Here is a 15,617-nt window from a genome sequence, read left to right as displayed (position 1 = left end):
TCTTCTCGGCGAGGCCCCGCCCGGGGCTTCCCCGGGCGACTCGCGGAACCCGTCGTCCGGAATCGGGAGCAGAGACGACCCGGCCGCCGACCGGGTTGCAAAGAAAGGTAAAAGTCCGCCCGGCCGCCCCAACGCCCGTGCTGACCAGCCGACTTCGGGAATCGGCCCACCCTTCACTACGATCCTCCGATGATCATCCGAAAGCTACTGGCCGTCGGCTCGGCCTGCGGGCTGACGGCCGCACTGGCCTGCGGCCTCGTGCCGGCCACCGCCCACGCCGGGGAGCCGGTCCCCGGGGCCACCGCCAAGGTCGAACTCGTCCTGGACGTCAGCGGTTCGATGAGCGCCAAGGACATCGACGGGCAGTCCCGGATGTCCGCCGCGAAGCAGGCGTTCGACGACGTGCTGGACTCCACGCCCCAGGACGTCGACCTCGGCATACGCACCCTGGGCGCGAACTACCCCGGCAACGACCGGCAGACCGGCTGCAAGGACACCAAGCAGCTCTACCCCGTCGGCGCCCTCAACCGCGACCAGGCCAAGAGCGCCGTCGCCACCCTCCAGCCCACCGGGTGGACCCCGATCGGCCCCGCCCTGCTCGCCGCCGCGAAGGACATCCAGGGCGGCGACGGCACCCACCGCCTGGTGCTCATCACCGATGGTGAGGACACCTGCGCGGCCAACCCCTGCGACGTCGCCCGGCAGATCGCCGCCCAGGGCGTGGACCTGACCATCGACACCCTCGGGCTGGTGCCCGACACCCACACCCGCAGCCAGCTCAGCTGCATCGCCGAGGCCACCGGCGGCACCTACACCACCGTCCAGCACCGCCAGCAGCTCACCACCAAGGTCACGGAGCTGGTCAAGCGCAGCACCGACACCGCAGTCACCCCCACCGCCGTCCAGGGCGCCGGCACCTGCGAGGCGGCGCCCGTGCTCAAGCGCGGCCTGTACACCGACCGCGAGACGTTCTCCCAGAACCGCTGGTACCGGGTCGAGGTCAGCCCCGGCCAGGAACTGCGCGCCTCCGCCACCGTCTCCGACGACCGATCGGTGAACGCCGACTACGGCGTGCTGCTGCGCGGCGTCACCCTGCACGGCCGCGAGATCGTCCGCGACGACGAGAGCGGCACCGGACGCACCGACGCCGTCTCCGCCGGCATCCGCTACCCGAAGCCGGAGGCCGACGACGACACCCCGGCCGAGACCGTGTGCCTCCAGGTCGGCAACTCCTTCTCCGCGCCCGCCTCGGTGAAGACCACCCCGGGGCTGCCGGTCGAGCTGTCCATCGACCTCGTGCACAGCCCGGACCAGCCCTCCGACGTCGCCTTCTTCGGCCTGGGCCGCGGATGGTGGCTGCTCGGCCTGCTCGCCGTCACCGGCGCCGTGGCCGGCCTGCTCACCGGCTGGGCCGCCCGCTGGCGCATGAACACCGGGGGGACCCGCTGATGCGCACCGTACGGCTCCTGGGCACCGCCACCCTGCTGGCGGCGGCCGCGCTCACCGCACTGACCGGACCGGCCGCGGCCGACGACTCCGCCGGCCCCGACCCCACGCCCACCGCCACCGGCTCCGACGCGCCACCCACCCAGGCCGGCACCGACTTCCGCACCGCGACCGTCGTCGACCAGGGCGTGCGCGCCACGGCCGACGCCTCCGCGGGCGACTACCTGTACTGGCAGTTCCCCGCCGACACCGGCGAGCACGTCACCGTGCACGCCACCGTCACCTTCCCCACCACCTCCACCCGGCACGGCGCGTCCACCTGGCAGGTCGACGTCTACGACGGCCTGCGCCGCCACCAGTCCTGCCGCTACGGCGCCCAGACCGTCACCGCCGCCGCCTCCGCGGCGTCCGTCGACCTGGTCTGCCACCTGCGCACCATCCGCGCCTGGTCCGAGCCGTGGGCGAACGACCCGCTGCGCGGCGCGTACTACGTCCGGGTGACGGTGCTCGACCTGCCCTCGACCGACCTCGGCCAGCCGGTGCAGGCCGCCGTCGAGGCCACGTCGGACGGCACCGCCGGCAGCCAGGCGGTCGACGGCTCGGTGGCCCCGGTGGTCACCGCCAACGGCCCGCGGGTCGCCCCCTCGGGCGGCTGGGCCGGCACCTGGTGGTCGCCGCGCTGGCTGTGGACCGGGGGCGGCGGCCTGCTCGCGGTGCTGCTGGCCTTCGGCGGCCACCGGCTCGCCCGCGGCCCGCTGCGGCCGCCCGCCCCGCCCCGTCCGCCGGCGTACGACCGCCCGGAGCGGCCGCGGGAACCGAACGGGTACGGCGACTGAGCGGCGGCGCGGGCGCCCGACGGGCGCCCGCGGCCCGGGTCGGCGGTGCGCAGCGGGACCCGGGCCGGCCGCACCGCTGACCCGTCCGGTCGACCGCGCCCCCGCCACCCGCCGAGGGCCCGCCCGGGACGGCGGGCCCTCGGCGTATTCGGCCCCGGCGCCCTGCCGCACCGCCGGCCGGACCCACCCCGAGCGGTCACGCACCGCCCGGAGCCGGTAACGTCCTGCACGCGGGCGGGTCCTGGACGGGCCCCGGCCGCGCGCAGGCGCCGACCGGCCGCGCCCACGGTCCGCCCGCGATCCGGGAACCCGGGCGCACCGCGAGGCATGACCACGCCGTACCGGGGAAGGCGAGGCGACGCACCCGGTCCCGTCCCGGCAGCGCCCAGTCCCACGAACGGAACGACACCACAGTGACGAGCGAGCAGCCACCAGCGCCCTCCGCCACCGCGACCGCCCCCGACGCGCCCCGCGGGGCTCCCTGCTGGGCCAACCTCACCGCACGCGACCTCCAGGCGGCCGAGAAGTTCTACGGCAGCGTGCTCGGCTGGGAGTTCCGCAACACCACGCTGGGGGACCACTTCGCGGTCGCGCTCAGCGACGGCCGCCCGGTCGCGGGCATCGGCGCGCTCGCCGCCGACCTCCAGATCGCCGTCGGCTGGACCCCGTTCTTCTTCGTCCCCCAGGTGGACGAAGCCGCCGGCCGTATCCGCGAGCGCAGCGCCACCGTCGCGCTCGGCCCGGTCGCGTTCGCCTCCGGCCGCGCGCTGGTCGCGGCCGACCGCGACGGCGCCGTCTTCGGTGTGTGGGACGGACGGCTGCCCGCCGGCTGGGAGACCTGGCACGACCAGGGGCCGGTGGTGCTGCGGCTGCGCACCCGCGACGCCTTCGAGGCCGCGATCTTCTACGGCGGCGTCCTCCAGTGGGCCGACGGCACCCCGGACGGCTGCACCGTCGACTACGAACACGAGGAGGTCGTCGTGCGCAGCCGGGCCGCGGTCGTCGCGCGGCTCGGCTCCGGCGCGGTCGAGGCAGACCCGGACCCCACCGTCCGGCCGCACTGGGACGTCCAGTTCCCGGTGCGCGACACCGAGGCGTGCGTGGCCGCCGCCCTCGGCCTGGGCGGCCACCTGGTCGGCCGGGGCACCACCCACGCGGGTGCCTACGCCGAGCTGCGCGACCCCGACGGCGGGCTGTTCACCGTGACCACCGCGCGCCGCCCCGCCTGACCGCCGCCCCGCCTGACCGCCCGCCGGTACCGGGGAGCCGTGCCCACCGGGGGAGCCGTCCGGAGCCCCGCCCGCCCAGGGCCCCCGACCGGCGTCCTCCCTGACCGCCGCCCGCAGCCGCGGGCGCGGGAATCAGGGCGCCTTCGGGTCCGGGGCGGGGGAAGCGGCCGGGGGCCCGGCGGTCCCCTCGGAGGCCGACCGCGCGAGCGCGGCGAGCAGCGCCATCCTCTCGTCGCTCTCGCTGTCCTTGTCGGGGTAGTACACGACGAGGATGACGTCGTCGACGGGGAGCTTGTCGCGGTGCAGCCGCAGCTCCCCGACGACGGGGTGCACCACGGTGGTGGTGCCGCCGGCCAGGTCGCGCACGTCGTGCCGCGCCCACAGGGTGCGGAACCGCTGGCTGGACAGCGCCAGCTCGCCGACGACCTCCACGAACCGGGGGTTGTCGGTGTCGTCGCCGATGGTGGTGCGGAGCGCGGCGATGAAGCCGGCGGCGGCCTTCGTCCAGTCCTGCTGGAACGCCTGCTCCTCGGGGTCGAGGAAGAGGGAGCGCAGCCGGTTCTCCCCGGGACGCAGCCGCGGCGACAGCGCGACGGCCATGGCGTTGGACGCCAGCACGTCGAAGGCCCGGCCCTCCACGAACGCGGGGATGTCCAGGTGCGCGAGGAGGTGGTGCACCCGCGCCGGCACGTGCTCGGGCCGCTTGCGCCGCGCTGCCCGGGGACGGGCCGCGGCGAGGCCGAGCAGGTACGTCCGCTCGACGTCGTCGAGGCACAGCACCCGCGCCAGCGACTCCAGGACCTGCGCCGAGGGGTTCTTGTCCCGGCCCCGCTCCAGCCTGAGGTAGTAGTCGGCACTGATCCCGGCGAGCAGGGCGACCTCCTCGCGGCGCAGGCCGGGCACCCGCCGGTTGCCGCCGGGCGGCAGCCCCGCCTGCGCGGGAGTGACCAGCTCGCGCCGGGCGCGCAGGTAGCCGCCCAGCCGGTTCTCGGAGTCGCCGTCCTTCATACCGCCACCGTAGTGCGCCGCGGCTCCGCCGAAGGGGGCCCTGTCAGGACCAGGGAAGAGCGGGGCTCTGCCCCGCCCCGCGCGCTCCGCCGAGACTTGCGGTGTCGCCGTCCGGAACGGACGGGGATCATCTGAGGAGGGGCACCGCCGGCCGGAACGCCGCGGCAGCCCCGGATCGAAGGGACATCTCGTGGATCTCGCCCACCGCACCGTTCTCATCGTCGGCGGCACCTCCGGCATCGGCCGGGAACTGGCCCGGCGGTTCGCCGCGGCCGGCAGCACCGTGGCCGTCGGCGGACGCAACGCGCAGGCGCTCGCCGACCTGTCGGCCGAGGGCTTCGGCACCTTCGAGGTCGACGTGACCGACGACGCCTCCGTGGCCGCCGCCCGCGACGCCGTGCTCGCCCTGCACCCCGAGCTGGACACCGTGGTCACCATGTCGGGCGTCATGCTCCTGGAGGACCTGCGCGACCCCGCGCACTTCGAGGCCGCGAAGGCGACGGTCGACACCAACCTGCTCGGCACCATCCGGGTCGTCGACGCCTTCACCCCGCATCTGGTCGGGCGCGGCGCCGGCACCTTCGTCACCGTCACGTCGGGCATCGCCTTCCTGCCCTTCCCGCCGATGCCGACCTACGCCGCCTCCAAGGCCGCGGTGCACGCCTACTCCGAGGCGCTGCGCGCCCAGCTCGCCGGCACCGGCGTCGGCGTCACGGAACTCGTCCCCCCGGCGGTGGCCACCTCGGACCAGGAGCAGGTGAACCCGCAGGCGCTGCCGCTCGACGCCTTCGCCGCGGAGGTCATGGCCCTGCTGGCCCAGGAGCCCACCCCGCACGAGATCCTGGTCGAGAAGGTCCGCATGCACCGTTGGGCCGAGCGGGAGGGCACCTACGACGACCTCGTGGCGCAGCGCTCCCGGGCGCTGTCGACGCTTCTGGGCCGCAAGGACTGAGCAGGAGGGGAGCGCCGCGCGGGCCGGCCCGACCACGGGGCGGGCGGGGCGCCCGGCGTACGGGGACCGGGCGGGCGCGGGTCAGTAGATCATCCGCAGGACGACCGTGGCCAGCTCGTCCAGCGCGCCCTCCCGCTGCTCCTCGGGCAGGTCGGTGATCTCCGAGATCCGGTGGTCGCGGACGACCGCCACCATGCGCGCGAGCACGGCGGCGTCGACGCCCTCGGGGGCGAGGCCGGCGGCGCGGTCCCGGCGGATCTTCTCCGCCAGCCCGTCCACGAAGCGCTGCTTGGCCCGGCCGACGAACTCCTCCAGCGGCCGGTAGCCGACGGCGAACCCGCCGGGCATGGCGCAGGCGAGCACCTTGCTGTTCTCCTGCCACATCTCGGCCACGCGCCGAAGCTGGTCGAGCAGGTCGGCGCGGGTCGGGCCGCTGCTGGCGAACCACCCGTGGGTCTGGCCGAACCGCTCCCAGACCTGCTCCATCAGCGCGGCGAGCACCGCCTGCTTGGTCGGGAAGTAGAAGTAGAAGCTCGTCCGCGAGATCCCGGCCGCCGCGGCGATGTCGTCGATGGTGATGTCGGCCATCGAGCGCTCGGTGACCAGCCGGCGCGTCGCGTCAAGGATGCGCTCCTCGCGCAGCGCGCCCTTGCTCGGCCGGTCGCGGCGCCGCACCGTGCCGCCGGTGGTGTCTGCTGCCATACCGCCAGCTTATGACCTCCCAGGCGTGCCACCGAGGACGTTCTCCACGGGTGTCGGCAATAATCGACATGTGTCGAGTCCGCTGGCTATGGTGGAGCCATGCCTCATGAACGGACCTCGACCGGGGCCGCGGCAGCGGTCCCGGAGCGCCTCGTCGTGGTGACCATGGCGGCGGCGGTCTTCCTCCTCTCGATGATCCAGACGCTCGTGGTGCCGGTGCTGCCGGAGATCGGCACGCAACTGGGCGCCTCGGCCACCGCCGTCGGATGGGTCACCACCTCGACGATGCTCACCGCCTCCGCCGTCACACCCCTGCTCGGCCGGATAGGCGACGCCTTCGGGCACCGGCGGGTGATCCTCGCCGCACTGGTCGTGACCCTGGCCGGCAGCCTGCTGGCCGCCGTCACGCACAGCATCGAACTGCTCATCCTCGGCCGGGTCCTCCAGGGCGCCAGCTTCGGCCTGTTCCCGCTGGCGATCAGCGTGCTGCGCCAGACGCTGCCCAGGGAGAAGCTCACCGGTGCGATGGCGGTCACCGCCTCGGCGCTGGGCGTCGGCAGCGGCATCGCGCTGGTCGCGACCGGCCTGCTGACCCAGGGCGACGCCGACTACCGGCGGATCTTCTGGCTGTGCGTCGGCATGACCGTGGTGGTCCTCGGGCTGTCCGCGCGCGCGATCCCGCGGGTGCCCGGCCAGGGCGGGCGCGTCGACTACCGCGGCGCGCTGGTGCTCGGCCTCGGGCTGGTCTGCCTGCTCCTGCCGCTGTCCCAGGGTCACGCGTGGGGATGGGGCTCGGTCCGGGTGATCGGGCTCTTCGCCGCCTCCGTCGTGGTGCTGGTCGGCTTCGTCCTGCTCCAGCGGCGCACCCGCGAACCGCTGGTCGCCTACGAGCTGCTGGCGCGCCGCCCCGTGCTGGCCACCAACCTGGCCGCGCTGTGTATCGGCTTCGCGATGTTCAGCGTCTTCCTCGGGGTCACCTACTTCGTCGAGACCCAGGACGCGGTGGCCGGGTACGGCTTCCACGCGTCGATCCTGCGCACGAGCGTCGTCTTCATGCTCCCCGGCGCGATCGTCTCGATGTGCACCGGGCCGCTGGCCGGCCGGCTCGTGGCGCGCACGGGCCCGCGGCTGGTCCTGCTGCTCGCCTGCGCCATCGGCGCCGTCGGCATGGTGCTGCTGGCGGTGCTGCACGCGACCACCGCCGAGGTCGTCATCGGCGTCGTCATCTGCAACGCGGCCATCGCGATCGCCTACGCGTCCATGCCGGCGCTCCTGGTCCTGAACGTGGGCGCCCACGAGACCGGGGTGGCCAACTCCATCAACTCGATCATGCGGACCGTCGGCGGCGCCGTCGGCAGCGCGCTCGTGGTCACCATCCTGGCGAGCCAGGTCGCCACGCACCGGCTGCCGACCGGGTCCGTCACGCTGCCGACCGAGAGCGCCTACGTCTGGACGTTCGGCCTGGGCGGACTGTTCTTCGTGGTCGCCGCGCTGATGGCGGCCTTCGGCGTCCCGCGGGCCGCCAGCGGCGGCAGCACGATCACGGCCGCGGAGGTGCGCGAGGACGAGGCGCTCGGGCTCGCCGGGGAGTTCGCGTCGTCCTCGATCGACCTGAGCGAGCCGCCCCCCGAGCCGAGCCGCCCCTGAGGCGCGCCCCGCTCCCGGGGGCTCTCCGGTTCCTCCGAAGCGGGTCCGTTCCCGGCCGGGCCCGTTCCCGGCCGGGTCCGCCGTCCGGGCGGCGGCGCCCGTTCGAAGGCGGCGCCCGTCCGGCCCCGGCCGGCGCGCGCGGCCCGGCCGTCCGGCACAGCGGCGGGGGAGTGCGGGGGTGCGCCGTCGGCCGGAGCGCAGCCAGGCACCGGCGGTACCTGGCCCGTGCGGCGCCCACGGCACACACTGGGGCCATGGACCGACGAGAACTGGCCGACTTCCTGCGGAGCAGGCGGGAGCGGATCGGCCCCGCCGACGTGGGACTGCCGGCCGGGTCGCGGCGGCGCACGCCCGGGCTGCGCCGCGAGGAGGTGGCGCAGTTGGCGTACATCTCCACGGAGTACTACACGCGCCTGGAACAGGCCCGCGCCCCGCGGCCGTCGCGCGAGGTGCTGGCCGGTCTCACCCGCGCCCTGCGGCTGTCGGACGCCGAGCGCGACCACCTCCACCAGCTCGCCGGCGCCCCGCGGTCACGGCCGGCCGGGCCCCCGCGCGAGGTCCGCCGCAGCGTCCTGGACCTGCTGCGGCGGCTGCCGCAGGCCGCGGCGATCGTCACGTCCGCGACCGGAGAGGTGCTGGCCTGGAACGACCTCGCGGCCGCCCTGATGGAGGACTTCTCCGCCCGCCCGCCGCGCGACCGCAACCTGGTGCGCCGGCTCTTCCTCGGCCCGGACGAGGGCGGGCCGCGGCTGTACGGGGTCTCCGACGCGGGGCTGTTCGCCCGCTCCTCGGCGCGGCGGCTGCGCGCCGCCGCCGCACGCTACCCCGACGCTCCCGAGGTCACCGGACTGGTGGACGAACTCCTCACCGGGAGCGAGGAGTTCAGGAGGCTGTGGGACCTGCACGAGGTGGCCCCGGAACCGATGCTGCGCAAGACGTTCCAGCACCCGCTGGTCGGCCCGCTCACCGTCAACTGCGACGTCCTGGACATCGCCGACCGCGACCAGCAGGTGGTGATCTACACCGCCGAACCCGGCTCGTCGGACGAGGAGGCGCTGCGCCTGCTGTCGGTCGTCGGCACCCAGCGGATGGACGCCTCGCGCTGACCCCGGCGGGGCGGGCGCCTCGCGTCGACCCCGGCGGAGGGGGCGGCCGGAGCGGGCGGGGCGGCGGGTGCCGGGCGGGTGCCGGGTGGGGGCTGCGCGGGGCGTTCACACCGCGGGGATGATGCCGCCGTCCACCCGGAACTCGGCGCCGGTGATCCACTTGGCGCGCGGGGAGGCCAGGAAGGCGATCATCTCCGCGACGTCCCCGGGGTCGCCCGGGCGGCCCATGGGCACGCCGAGGTGGTCCACGATCTGCTGCCGCACCTCGGCCAGACCGGTGCCCCGGCGGTCGGCCAGCCGCTGGAGGTGCGCGTCCGACCCCTCGGTGACCACGAAGCCGGGCAGCACGCACACCACGCGCACCCCGTCCCGGCCCACGGCGGTGGCGAGTTCGCGGCTGTAGGCGTTCAGCGCAGCCTTGGCGGCCGCGTACGAGGCGTCCGAGGGCTGCGGGACGCGGCTGGCGATCGAGGAGACGTGCACGACCACGCCCGAGCCGCGCTCCACCATCCCCGGCACCAGGGCCCGGTCGAGGCGGACCGCGGCGAGCAGGTTGATGTCGAGGTCGGCCTGCCAGGACGCGTCGGTGCGCTCCAGCGTGGGCACTGCCCCGGTCGTCGCGCCCGCGTTGTCCACCAGGACGTCCACCCCGCCGACGGTGTCGAGCACCCGGCGGGCGAGGTCCGCCACACCCGGCCCGGTCGTGAGGTCCGCGGGGAGGTGGGTCCCCGGGAAGCCCTCCGGAGGGGCGGTGCGGGAGGCGGTGAGCACCCGCGCGCCCGCCTCGGCGAAACGGCGCGCGGTGGCCGCCCCGATACCGCGGCTGGCGCCGGTGACCAGCACCCGCAGGCCGTCGAGGCCGTCCGGGCCACTGGGCCCGGGATGCCGTTCGAGGCCGCTGTTCCCGTTGTCGGACATGGTCATGGCCGCTGCTCCTCGGATAAAGTGAACCGGACTCCGGAAATTATCATGAACCAGGTTCACCTTAGGAGGCCGTGTTGCCCTCGTCACGTCCGCTGCGCGCCGACGCGCGGCGCAACCGGGACGCCCTGCTCGCCGCGGCGCGCGACGCCTTCCTCGCCGGCGACGGGGGCGCCGACGCGCACATCGAGGACATCGCCCGCAGCGCCGGCGTCGCCGTCGGCACGCTCTACCGGCACTTCGAGACGAGGGAGGCGCTGGTCGAGGAGGTCTACCGGCAGGAGGTCGCCGAGCTGTGCGCCGCGCCCGACACGCTCCTGGAGCGGTCCGCGCCAGCCGAGGCCCTGCACCGCTTCCTGCTGCTGCTCGTGGAACACGCGGCCGTCGGCAAGGGCATGGCCGGGGCGCTGGCCGGCATCATGGCGACGGACTCGCCGGTCTTCGACGACGCGCGCTCGCAGATGGCCGACTGCCTCGACCGCCTCCTCGCGGCGGGCCGCGCGAGCGGCACCCTGCGCGCCGACGCCGACGGCCTCACGGTCCTGCGCGCGATGGGCGGCGTCTGCAACCTGCGGGCCACCGGCGCCTGGCGCGAGGACGCCGAGCGGATCACCCGACTGCTCTTCGACGGGCTGCGGTACCCCGCCGCCATAGGCTGAGCGCGCCGGGCGTACTGTCCGGCGAAGGCGCGTCGTATTCGGTGCGCGAGCCGGTCCGTTGGGAGCGGCACGCACCGAACGCCCCGCGCGCGGAACGGAGTTCGGCTTTTCCCGGGCCCGGACCGCCCGCGGTGGGGGAAGATGACGCCGAGTCGGCCGTGAGATGGCCGTAACCAGCGCCGTACGGCCCCGCCCGGGCCGCCTGAAGACCTTACGGAGACGACGCATGCCCACCTCGCGGTCCCCCCGGGACCCCGACGACGACGGCCCCGTGCCGGAGGGTGACGACGAGGCCCCGGCGGTGGCCGTCCGCCGGGCGGTCGCGCTGCCCGCGGCCCCGGACGGACCCGCTCCCGGCGCACCGGGGCGGGCCGCGCCCGCCGGCCGGGCCCCGGCCAGGGCGGTGCCCGCACCGGCCGTGCCCGTGCGGACGGCGTCGGGCGGCGGCGCCGCTCCGGCGGAGGCGGCGGGCGCACCGTCCCGCGTGCAGGAGCCCTCCGGCGCGCAGGAACCGTCCGGCGGGGGAGAAGCGCCCGGCGAGGGAGCGTCGCCCGGCGTGGCGGAGCCGGCGGGCCCGCAGAAACCGCCCCGGGCCGCCGCGGCGGGACCTGCGGGCAGAGCCGGCTCCGCCACGCCGCGTCGGTTCCTCGGCGGTGCCGCCGGCCGACCCGCCCGCAGCGGGCCGGGCCGATCCGCGAGCGGTGCGGCGGGCGGACCCGAGACCGGTGCGGTGGGCGGTCCGGCGGCCGGACCGGCGAGCGGGTCGGGGAGCGGGCGGCCCGGTCAACGCGGACCTGCCGCACGGTCGTTGCCCCTCCTGGCCACCGTGGGCGTCGTGGTGGCACTCGGCGCCGCGCTGCCGTTCGCGGTCAGCGGCTTCCGTCACCACGACCCGGCCCCCGCCGCACAGAGCAACGACATCCCCCCGCAGACGATCCCGGTCATGGCCCCCACCACCACCTCACCCACCGCGAAGCCACCGGCGCACGCGTCGGGCAAGGCGTCCGCCCACCCACACCCCTCCGCCACCCCGCGCACCGCCACCACCGGGACGCCCTCGCCGGCGGCCAAGGCGAAGAAGACGACACAGCCGAAGGCCACGTCCAAGCCGGCGGCGACGAAGAAGGCGCCGACCGCCGCCGACGCGCGAGCCCTGGCGAACGCCGCGTCGAGCGCGTCCCAGGTGCTGATCGTCAACGTGACCACCCGCCTGTGCGCCGACGTCCCCGGCTACGGCAAGGGGACCAGCGACGGCCCGGTCAACCAGTACGACTGCGACGGCACCGCCGGCGACAACCAGTTGTGGGACCTCCAGGTGGCGTCCAAGAGCGGCGGTCCGAACGGCGCCAGCCTGTTCGTGATCGTCAACCACAAGGACGGGCTCTGCATGGACCTGCCGAACTACGGAGCCGAGCCGGCGGGCACGCCCGTCGAGGAGTACGCCTGCGACCGCACGACGAACGACAACCAGTTGTGGTGGCTGGACCCCCGCCCGGACGGCACCTACTGGATCCGCGACCTCAGCAGCGGCCTGTGCCTCGACGTCCCCGGCGTCGGCACCGGACGTGAGGACGCCCGGCTGGAGCAGGACGTGTGCGGCACGAACACCCAGGACGACTTCCGCTGGCGCTTCCAGTGAACGGATGAGGGCGCGGACGGCCCCGGCCGCGCGACGGCCGCCGGACGGTCGGGCGCCGGCCCTCCGTCCGGCGGCCGTCCGCCGTCACTCCCAGCCGGCCGGACCGGCACAGCGCGCGGGCCACTGACGGACCCGCCCCCTGCTGCCGGACGGCACGCCCTCCTCCAGCGCCTCGGTGAGGGCGGCCAGCGCGGCCCGGTCCTGCTCGGCCACCCCGCCCGGCGCCGGTGCCGGACCCGCACCCGGCGCCGGGACCGGGCCCACGCCGGCCGACGCGTCGCGCAGCAGCACCACCTCGGTGCCCCGCACCTCGTGCACCCCGAGCACACGGAACGTGGCGCCGGGGGCGAAGACCACCTCGTCCGCCGCCCCGGTGCCGCCGCCGTCCCCCTGCGCCCCGCCGCGCTCCAGGCGCACCCGCCGGCCGTTCTCCGACCAGACGGCGTAGCGCGTCGTGGCGGAGGGACCGCGCAGGTTGGCCGTCAGCGCGCTGACCGGGCCGGGCGCGCGCAGCAGCCGGCCCGCGGCGGTGCGCTCGGGCGCCAGCGCGTCGCCGCTCCGGAACGCCGGCCCCCGGTACGGGACCATGCGCCCGAGCCCGGACGCGAGGCACGCGAGGTACGGCAGCACGTGCCGGTCACCCGCGCGCAGGGCTGCGCCGAGCGCGCGGTGCCCGAGCGGGCCGTCCGCCACGGTGAGGTAGAGGTGAACGGCGAGGACGTCCACGGGGTTCGGCGCCCACTCGGCCATCTTCCCGGTGGCCGCCGGGCCCAGCATCCGTGCGACCGCCTCCTCCTGCCGGCGCCAGACGTCGTCCGGCACCAGCGCCCGGAAGGCGTCCCGCTCGGCCGCGGAACTGCGGTGCCCCAGCCCGAACGACGGCATCAGCACCGGCCGCCGCATCGCCGGCGGCACGAACGCCGGCTTCGTACCGCCGCTTTCGGCGGCCGCGGGCCGCTGCGGCTCACCGGTCCCGCCGGGCGGTGGGGGAGCGGTGTCCGCCGGGGCGGAGGCCGGGGCCGGGGCCGGGGCCGGCGGGGTGCCCGTCCGCTGCTGCGCCGTCGCGTCGGGCCGGCCGGAGACGCCGTCCCTGCTCCCCGATGGGGCCGCCCCCACGGGCATGGGGCCAACGGACGCGTCGGCGGGCGCGGTGCCCGGTCCCGCGGAAGCGGTCGTGGGAGCGACGGGCGGCGTGGGCACGGGCGTTCGCGGCCCGTCGGCACCCGCCGGTCCACCCGGTCCACCCGGCCCACCCGGTCCGCCGTGTCCGCCCGGGCCGGACGGCGCGGGTGCGGCCGGAGGCTGAACGGGTATGCCGGGCGCGGCAGTTCGTCGGGCTTCCCCGTCGGTGACGCGCGCCGGGCCGTCGGTCCCGGACGGCGCCGGGGCAACGGCCGGGCCCGACGCCGCGGTTCGCGGGCCCGGGAGGGCGGTGGGGCCCGCCGGACCGCCCGGAGCGGCACCCTCGGGGTGAACAGGCGCCCCTGGCACGCCCGTTCGTGCGGCCGACGCGGCACCGTACGGTCCGGGATCGGCGGGCGGGACGGCGGCACCGGGATACGCCGGGACCGGTCGGTTCGGGTCCCGCGTGCCGAGGGCGGGGCCCGCGGCCGCGTCCACCGGGCCCCCGGGAGCCGTACGGGCCGCGGGCGGCCGACGAGGTCCCTGAGAAGGGCCCGGCAGCTCGGCCGGGGTGGTGACGGGCTCGCCGGGCAGGGGCGGGCGGTGCGGGCCGGACGGCGCGGGGGCCGCCGAGGGCTGCACCGCCCCGCCGGGAAGCGCGGTGCGCGCGGCCGCGGGGGCGCCCGGCGCCAGGGCCCGGGGGGACGCCGCCGCCGGAAGGGGGCGGCGCGGGACCTGCTGGGGCGGCTTGGTCCGCAGCCGCTTGACGCCGTGTTCGGTCAGCACCCGGCTGAGTTCGCGCGCCTGCTCGGTGCCGCAGTCGCCGTAGAGGTGGAGCACCGCGCGCTCGCGCACCTCGGCGCTCAGCGCGGCCAGCAGTGTGCGGAGGGCGGGCAGCGCCTCGGGGCCGATCGGGCGCCCCGGCGTGCCCAGTTCGATCGCGGGCGCATCGGCGTCGACCGGGCGTTCGGCGAGCGCGGGCGCGGTGGCGCTCATCCGGGTGACGCGCAGCCCGGCCCGGGTGACCGCGACCTGCCAGGACTCGGAGAGCCGCAGCACCCCGGTCCGCGCGGTGCCGACACCGCGCAGCGGGGGCTGCCAGCGCAGCAGCAGCGGCGGCACCGGCGGGCCGTCGCCTCGCGGACGGCAGACGACCGCCTCGACGAAGGGCCGCCACGCCGGCGTCCCGTCCTGTCCGATCAGGACGGTGCGCACCTGGTGCGTGTCGCCGTCGGGGGTGAGCCCGTCGGTCATCAGGGGCGCGCCGGTCAGCACCTCCACCTCGATGGCGAAGGTGTCGGCGGCCAACTGGCCGGCCGCGAGCAGGTCGCTGTTGCCGCCGGGCGCGAGCCGGATCACCGTGCGGAGCGCGGGCGGCAGCAGCGCGAGGGCGCTCACGACGTCGGGCGGGGTCAGTTCCACCTCGTCGCCGGGCGCGCCCACCAGCACCACCGGCCGGTCCGGGCCGACCGGCACGGCGAACGCCAGGTCGCCCGGCAGCGGTGCCGGCGCGTCCAGCGGGCGCAGCGCGATCCCGGCCGGAATCCGGTGGACCGCGGTCTCGCCCGTCACGGTGCCCGCCAGCCGGTCCAGCTCCGCCTGCCAGGACGGAGCCGGCAACTGCCGCCCCAGCGGCTCGGGTTCGCCCTCGGGCGTGAACCGCCACCAGCCGCGTCCCCGGTCGGCCGCGCCGCCGCCCTCACCCGGAGCGCCCTGCGCGTCCGGGCGCCTCGGCACGAACAGCGACCCGCCCGGGACGAGCAGCGCCGCGCCGTCCGGCGCGACCACGCGCACGCCCCACCGTTCGACGATCCGGCGCGCCACGGCGGGCTGGTCGCCGTGGGCGGTGGCGGCGTACGACAGCACCAGCAGCACCTCGCGGAACGATCCCCGCCGCTGCCCGTCGAGCACTTCCTCCAGGCCCGTCCAGGCGCGCCCGCTCTGCGTGCCGACCACGATCGTGACGGTCGTGCCGTCCTGCGCGGCCATGGCGTAGCCGAGTTCGGCGATCGACATGGGGTCGGGGGCGGGTTCGCCCACCGTGCGCACCACGTGCACGCCGTCGATCTCCTCGACGTGGATGCTGTCGGGGTCCACCGCCTCCGGTCCGCCCGCCGCGTCGGACCCGGGTGCCGCGCCCGCGGCCCCCGCCCGCTCCCGCCGCCCCTCGTCCGCCCCCCGGCGCGGGCGCGTGCCGATCCACCGTCTCACCAACCGTCACCGCATCCTGCTCGCCGACATGTACCCATTACCCGATCATCACGTGATTCGCACAGTAACGCAGGTGTATGACTTCCCGCCGCCACCCAGGTCACACCGGGCGCAACGGTGCGGCCTCCCCCGCCTGTTC

The 15,617-nt window shown here is 76.4% G+C and carries 12 protein-coding genes; 8 read left to right on the top strand and 4 right to left on the bottom strand.

What is annotated here, in order from left to right:
- Positions 1 to 189 precede the first annotated feature (189 nt).
- The 3 genes from RVR_RS00345 (at position 190) to RVR_RS00335 (ending at position 3,511) form a co-directional block, all read left to right on the top strand.
- Positions 190 to 1,449, top strand: coding sequence for a VWA domain-containing protein (locus tag RVR_RS00345; protein WP_202231849.1), 1,260 nt, complete (start codon positions 190 to 192; stop codon positions 1,447 to 1,449).
- Positions 1,449 to 2,282, top strand: coding sequence for a hypothetical protein (locus tag RVR_RS00340; protein WP_237404482.1), 834 nt, complete (start codon positions 1,449 to 1,451; stop codon positions 2,280 to 2,282). Before RVR_RS00345 ends, RVR_RS00340 begins: the two co-directional genes overlap by 1 nt.
- 413 nt (positions 2,283 to 2,695) lie before the next feature.
- Positions 2,696 to 3,511 carry a VOC family protein gene (locus RVR_RS00335; RefSeq protein WP_202231848.1) on the top strand — a complete coding sequence of 272 codons (816 nt, stop codon included), beginning with the start codon at positions 2,696 to 2,698 and terminating at the stop codon, positions 3,509 to 3,511.
- Between the two features lie 132 nt (positions 3,512 to 3,643).
- Here the strand turns inward: RVR_RS00335 and RVR_RS00330 are convergent, their stop codons facing one another.
- Complete coding sequence (locus RVR_RS00330; RefSeq protein ID WP_202231847.1) at positions 3,644 to 4,519, bottom strand: helix-turn-helix transcriptional regulator; 876 nt, start codon at positions 4,517 to 4,519, stop codon at positions 3,644 to 3,646.
- A gap of 190 nt (positions 4,520 to 4,709) precedes the next feature.
- On the opposite strand from RVR_RS00330, the gene RVR_RS00325 reads away from it, so the two are divergent.
- Complete coding sequence (locus RVR_RS00325) at positions 4,710 to 5,471, top strand: SDR family oxidoreductase (RefSeq protein ID WP_202231846.1); 762 nt, start codon at positions 4,710 to 4,712, stop codon at positions 5,469 to 5,471.
- Positions 5,472 to 5,552: 81 nt separating this feature from the next.
- Here the strand turns inward: RVR_RS00325 and RVR_RS00320 are convergent, their stop codons facing one another.
- Positions 5,553 to 6,173: a TetR/AcrR family transcriptional regulator gene (locus tag RVR_RS00320; protein ID WP_202231845.1), complete on the bottom strand. Its 621-nt coding sequence runs from the start codon at positions 6,171 to 6,173 to the stop codon at positions 5,553 to 5,555.
- Between the two features lie 99 nt (positions 6,174 to 6,272).
- Here RVR_RS00320 and RVR_RS00315 point away from each other — a divergent pair, with 99 nt between their 5' ends.
- The gene (locus RVR_RS00315) at positions 6,273 to 7,820 is read left to right on the top strand and encodes an MFS transporter (protein ID WP_202231844.1); all 1,548 of its coding nucleotides are present in this window, start codon (positions 6,273 to 6,275) and stop codon (positions 7,818 to 7,820) included.
- Positions 7,821 to 8,074: 254 nt separating this feature from the next.
- Positions 8,075 to 8,926 carry a helix-turn-helix transcriptional regulator gene (locus RVR_RS00310; protein WP_202231843.1) on the top strand — a complete coding sequence of 284 codons (852 nt, stop codon included), beginning with the start codon at positions 8,075 to 8,077 and terminating at the stop codon, positions 8,924 to 8,926.
- Between the two features lie 105 nt (positions 8,927 to 9,031).
- Here the strand turns inward: RVR_RS00310 and RVR_RS00305 are convergent, their stop codons facing one another.
- A complete protein-coding gene (locus RVR_RS00305) occupies positions 9,032 to 9,844 on the bottom strand; it encodes an oxidoreductase (RefSeq protein ID WP_202238273.1) in 813 nt (270 codons plus the stop codon).
- Between the two features lie 80 nt (positions 9,845 to 9,924).
- On the opposite strand from RVR_RS00305, the gene RVR_RS00300 reads away from it, so the two are divergent.
- Positions 9,925 to 10,506, top strand: coding sequence for a TetR/AcrR family transcriptional regulator (locus RVR_RS00300; RefSeq protein ID WP_202231842.1), 582 nt, complete (start codon positions 9,925 to 9,927; stop codon positions 10,504 to 10,506).
- Between the two features lie 835 nt (positions 10,507 to 11,341).
- Positions 11,342 to 12,145, top strand: a complete 804-nt coding sequence (locus RVR_RS00295; protein WP_202231841.1) for an RICIN domain-containing protein — start codon at positions 11,342 to 11,344, stop codon at positions 12,143 to 12,145.
- Positions 12,146 to 12,229: 84 nt separating this feature from the next.
- Here RVR_RS00295 and RVR_RS00290 read toward each other — a convergent pair whose 3' ends face one another.
- Complete coding sequence (locus RVR_RS00290; protein ID WP_202231840.1) at positions 12,230 to 15,478, bottom strand: hypothetical protein; 3,249 nt, start codon at positions 15,476 to 15,478, stop codon at positions 12,230 to 12,232.
- Positions 15,479 to 15,617: the final 139 nt, after the last annotated feature.

Origin of the sequence: Streptomyces sp. SN-593 (assembly GCF_016756395.1) — a bacterium.
Classification (GTDB): Bacteria; Actinomycetota; Actinomycetes; order Streptomycetales; family Streptomycetaceae; genus Actinacidiphila; species Actinacidiphila reveromycinica.
The sequence above is the reverse complement of the archived record's forward strand: the minus strand, read 5'-3'. Positions and strand labels throughout refer to the sequence as shown.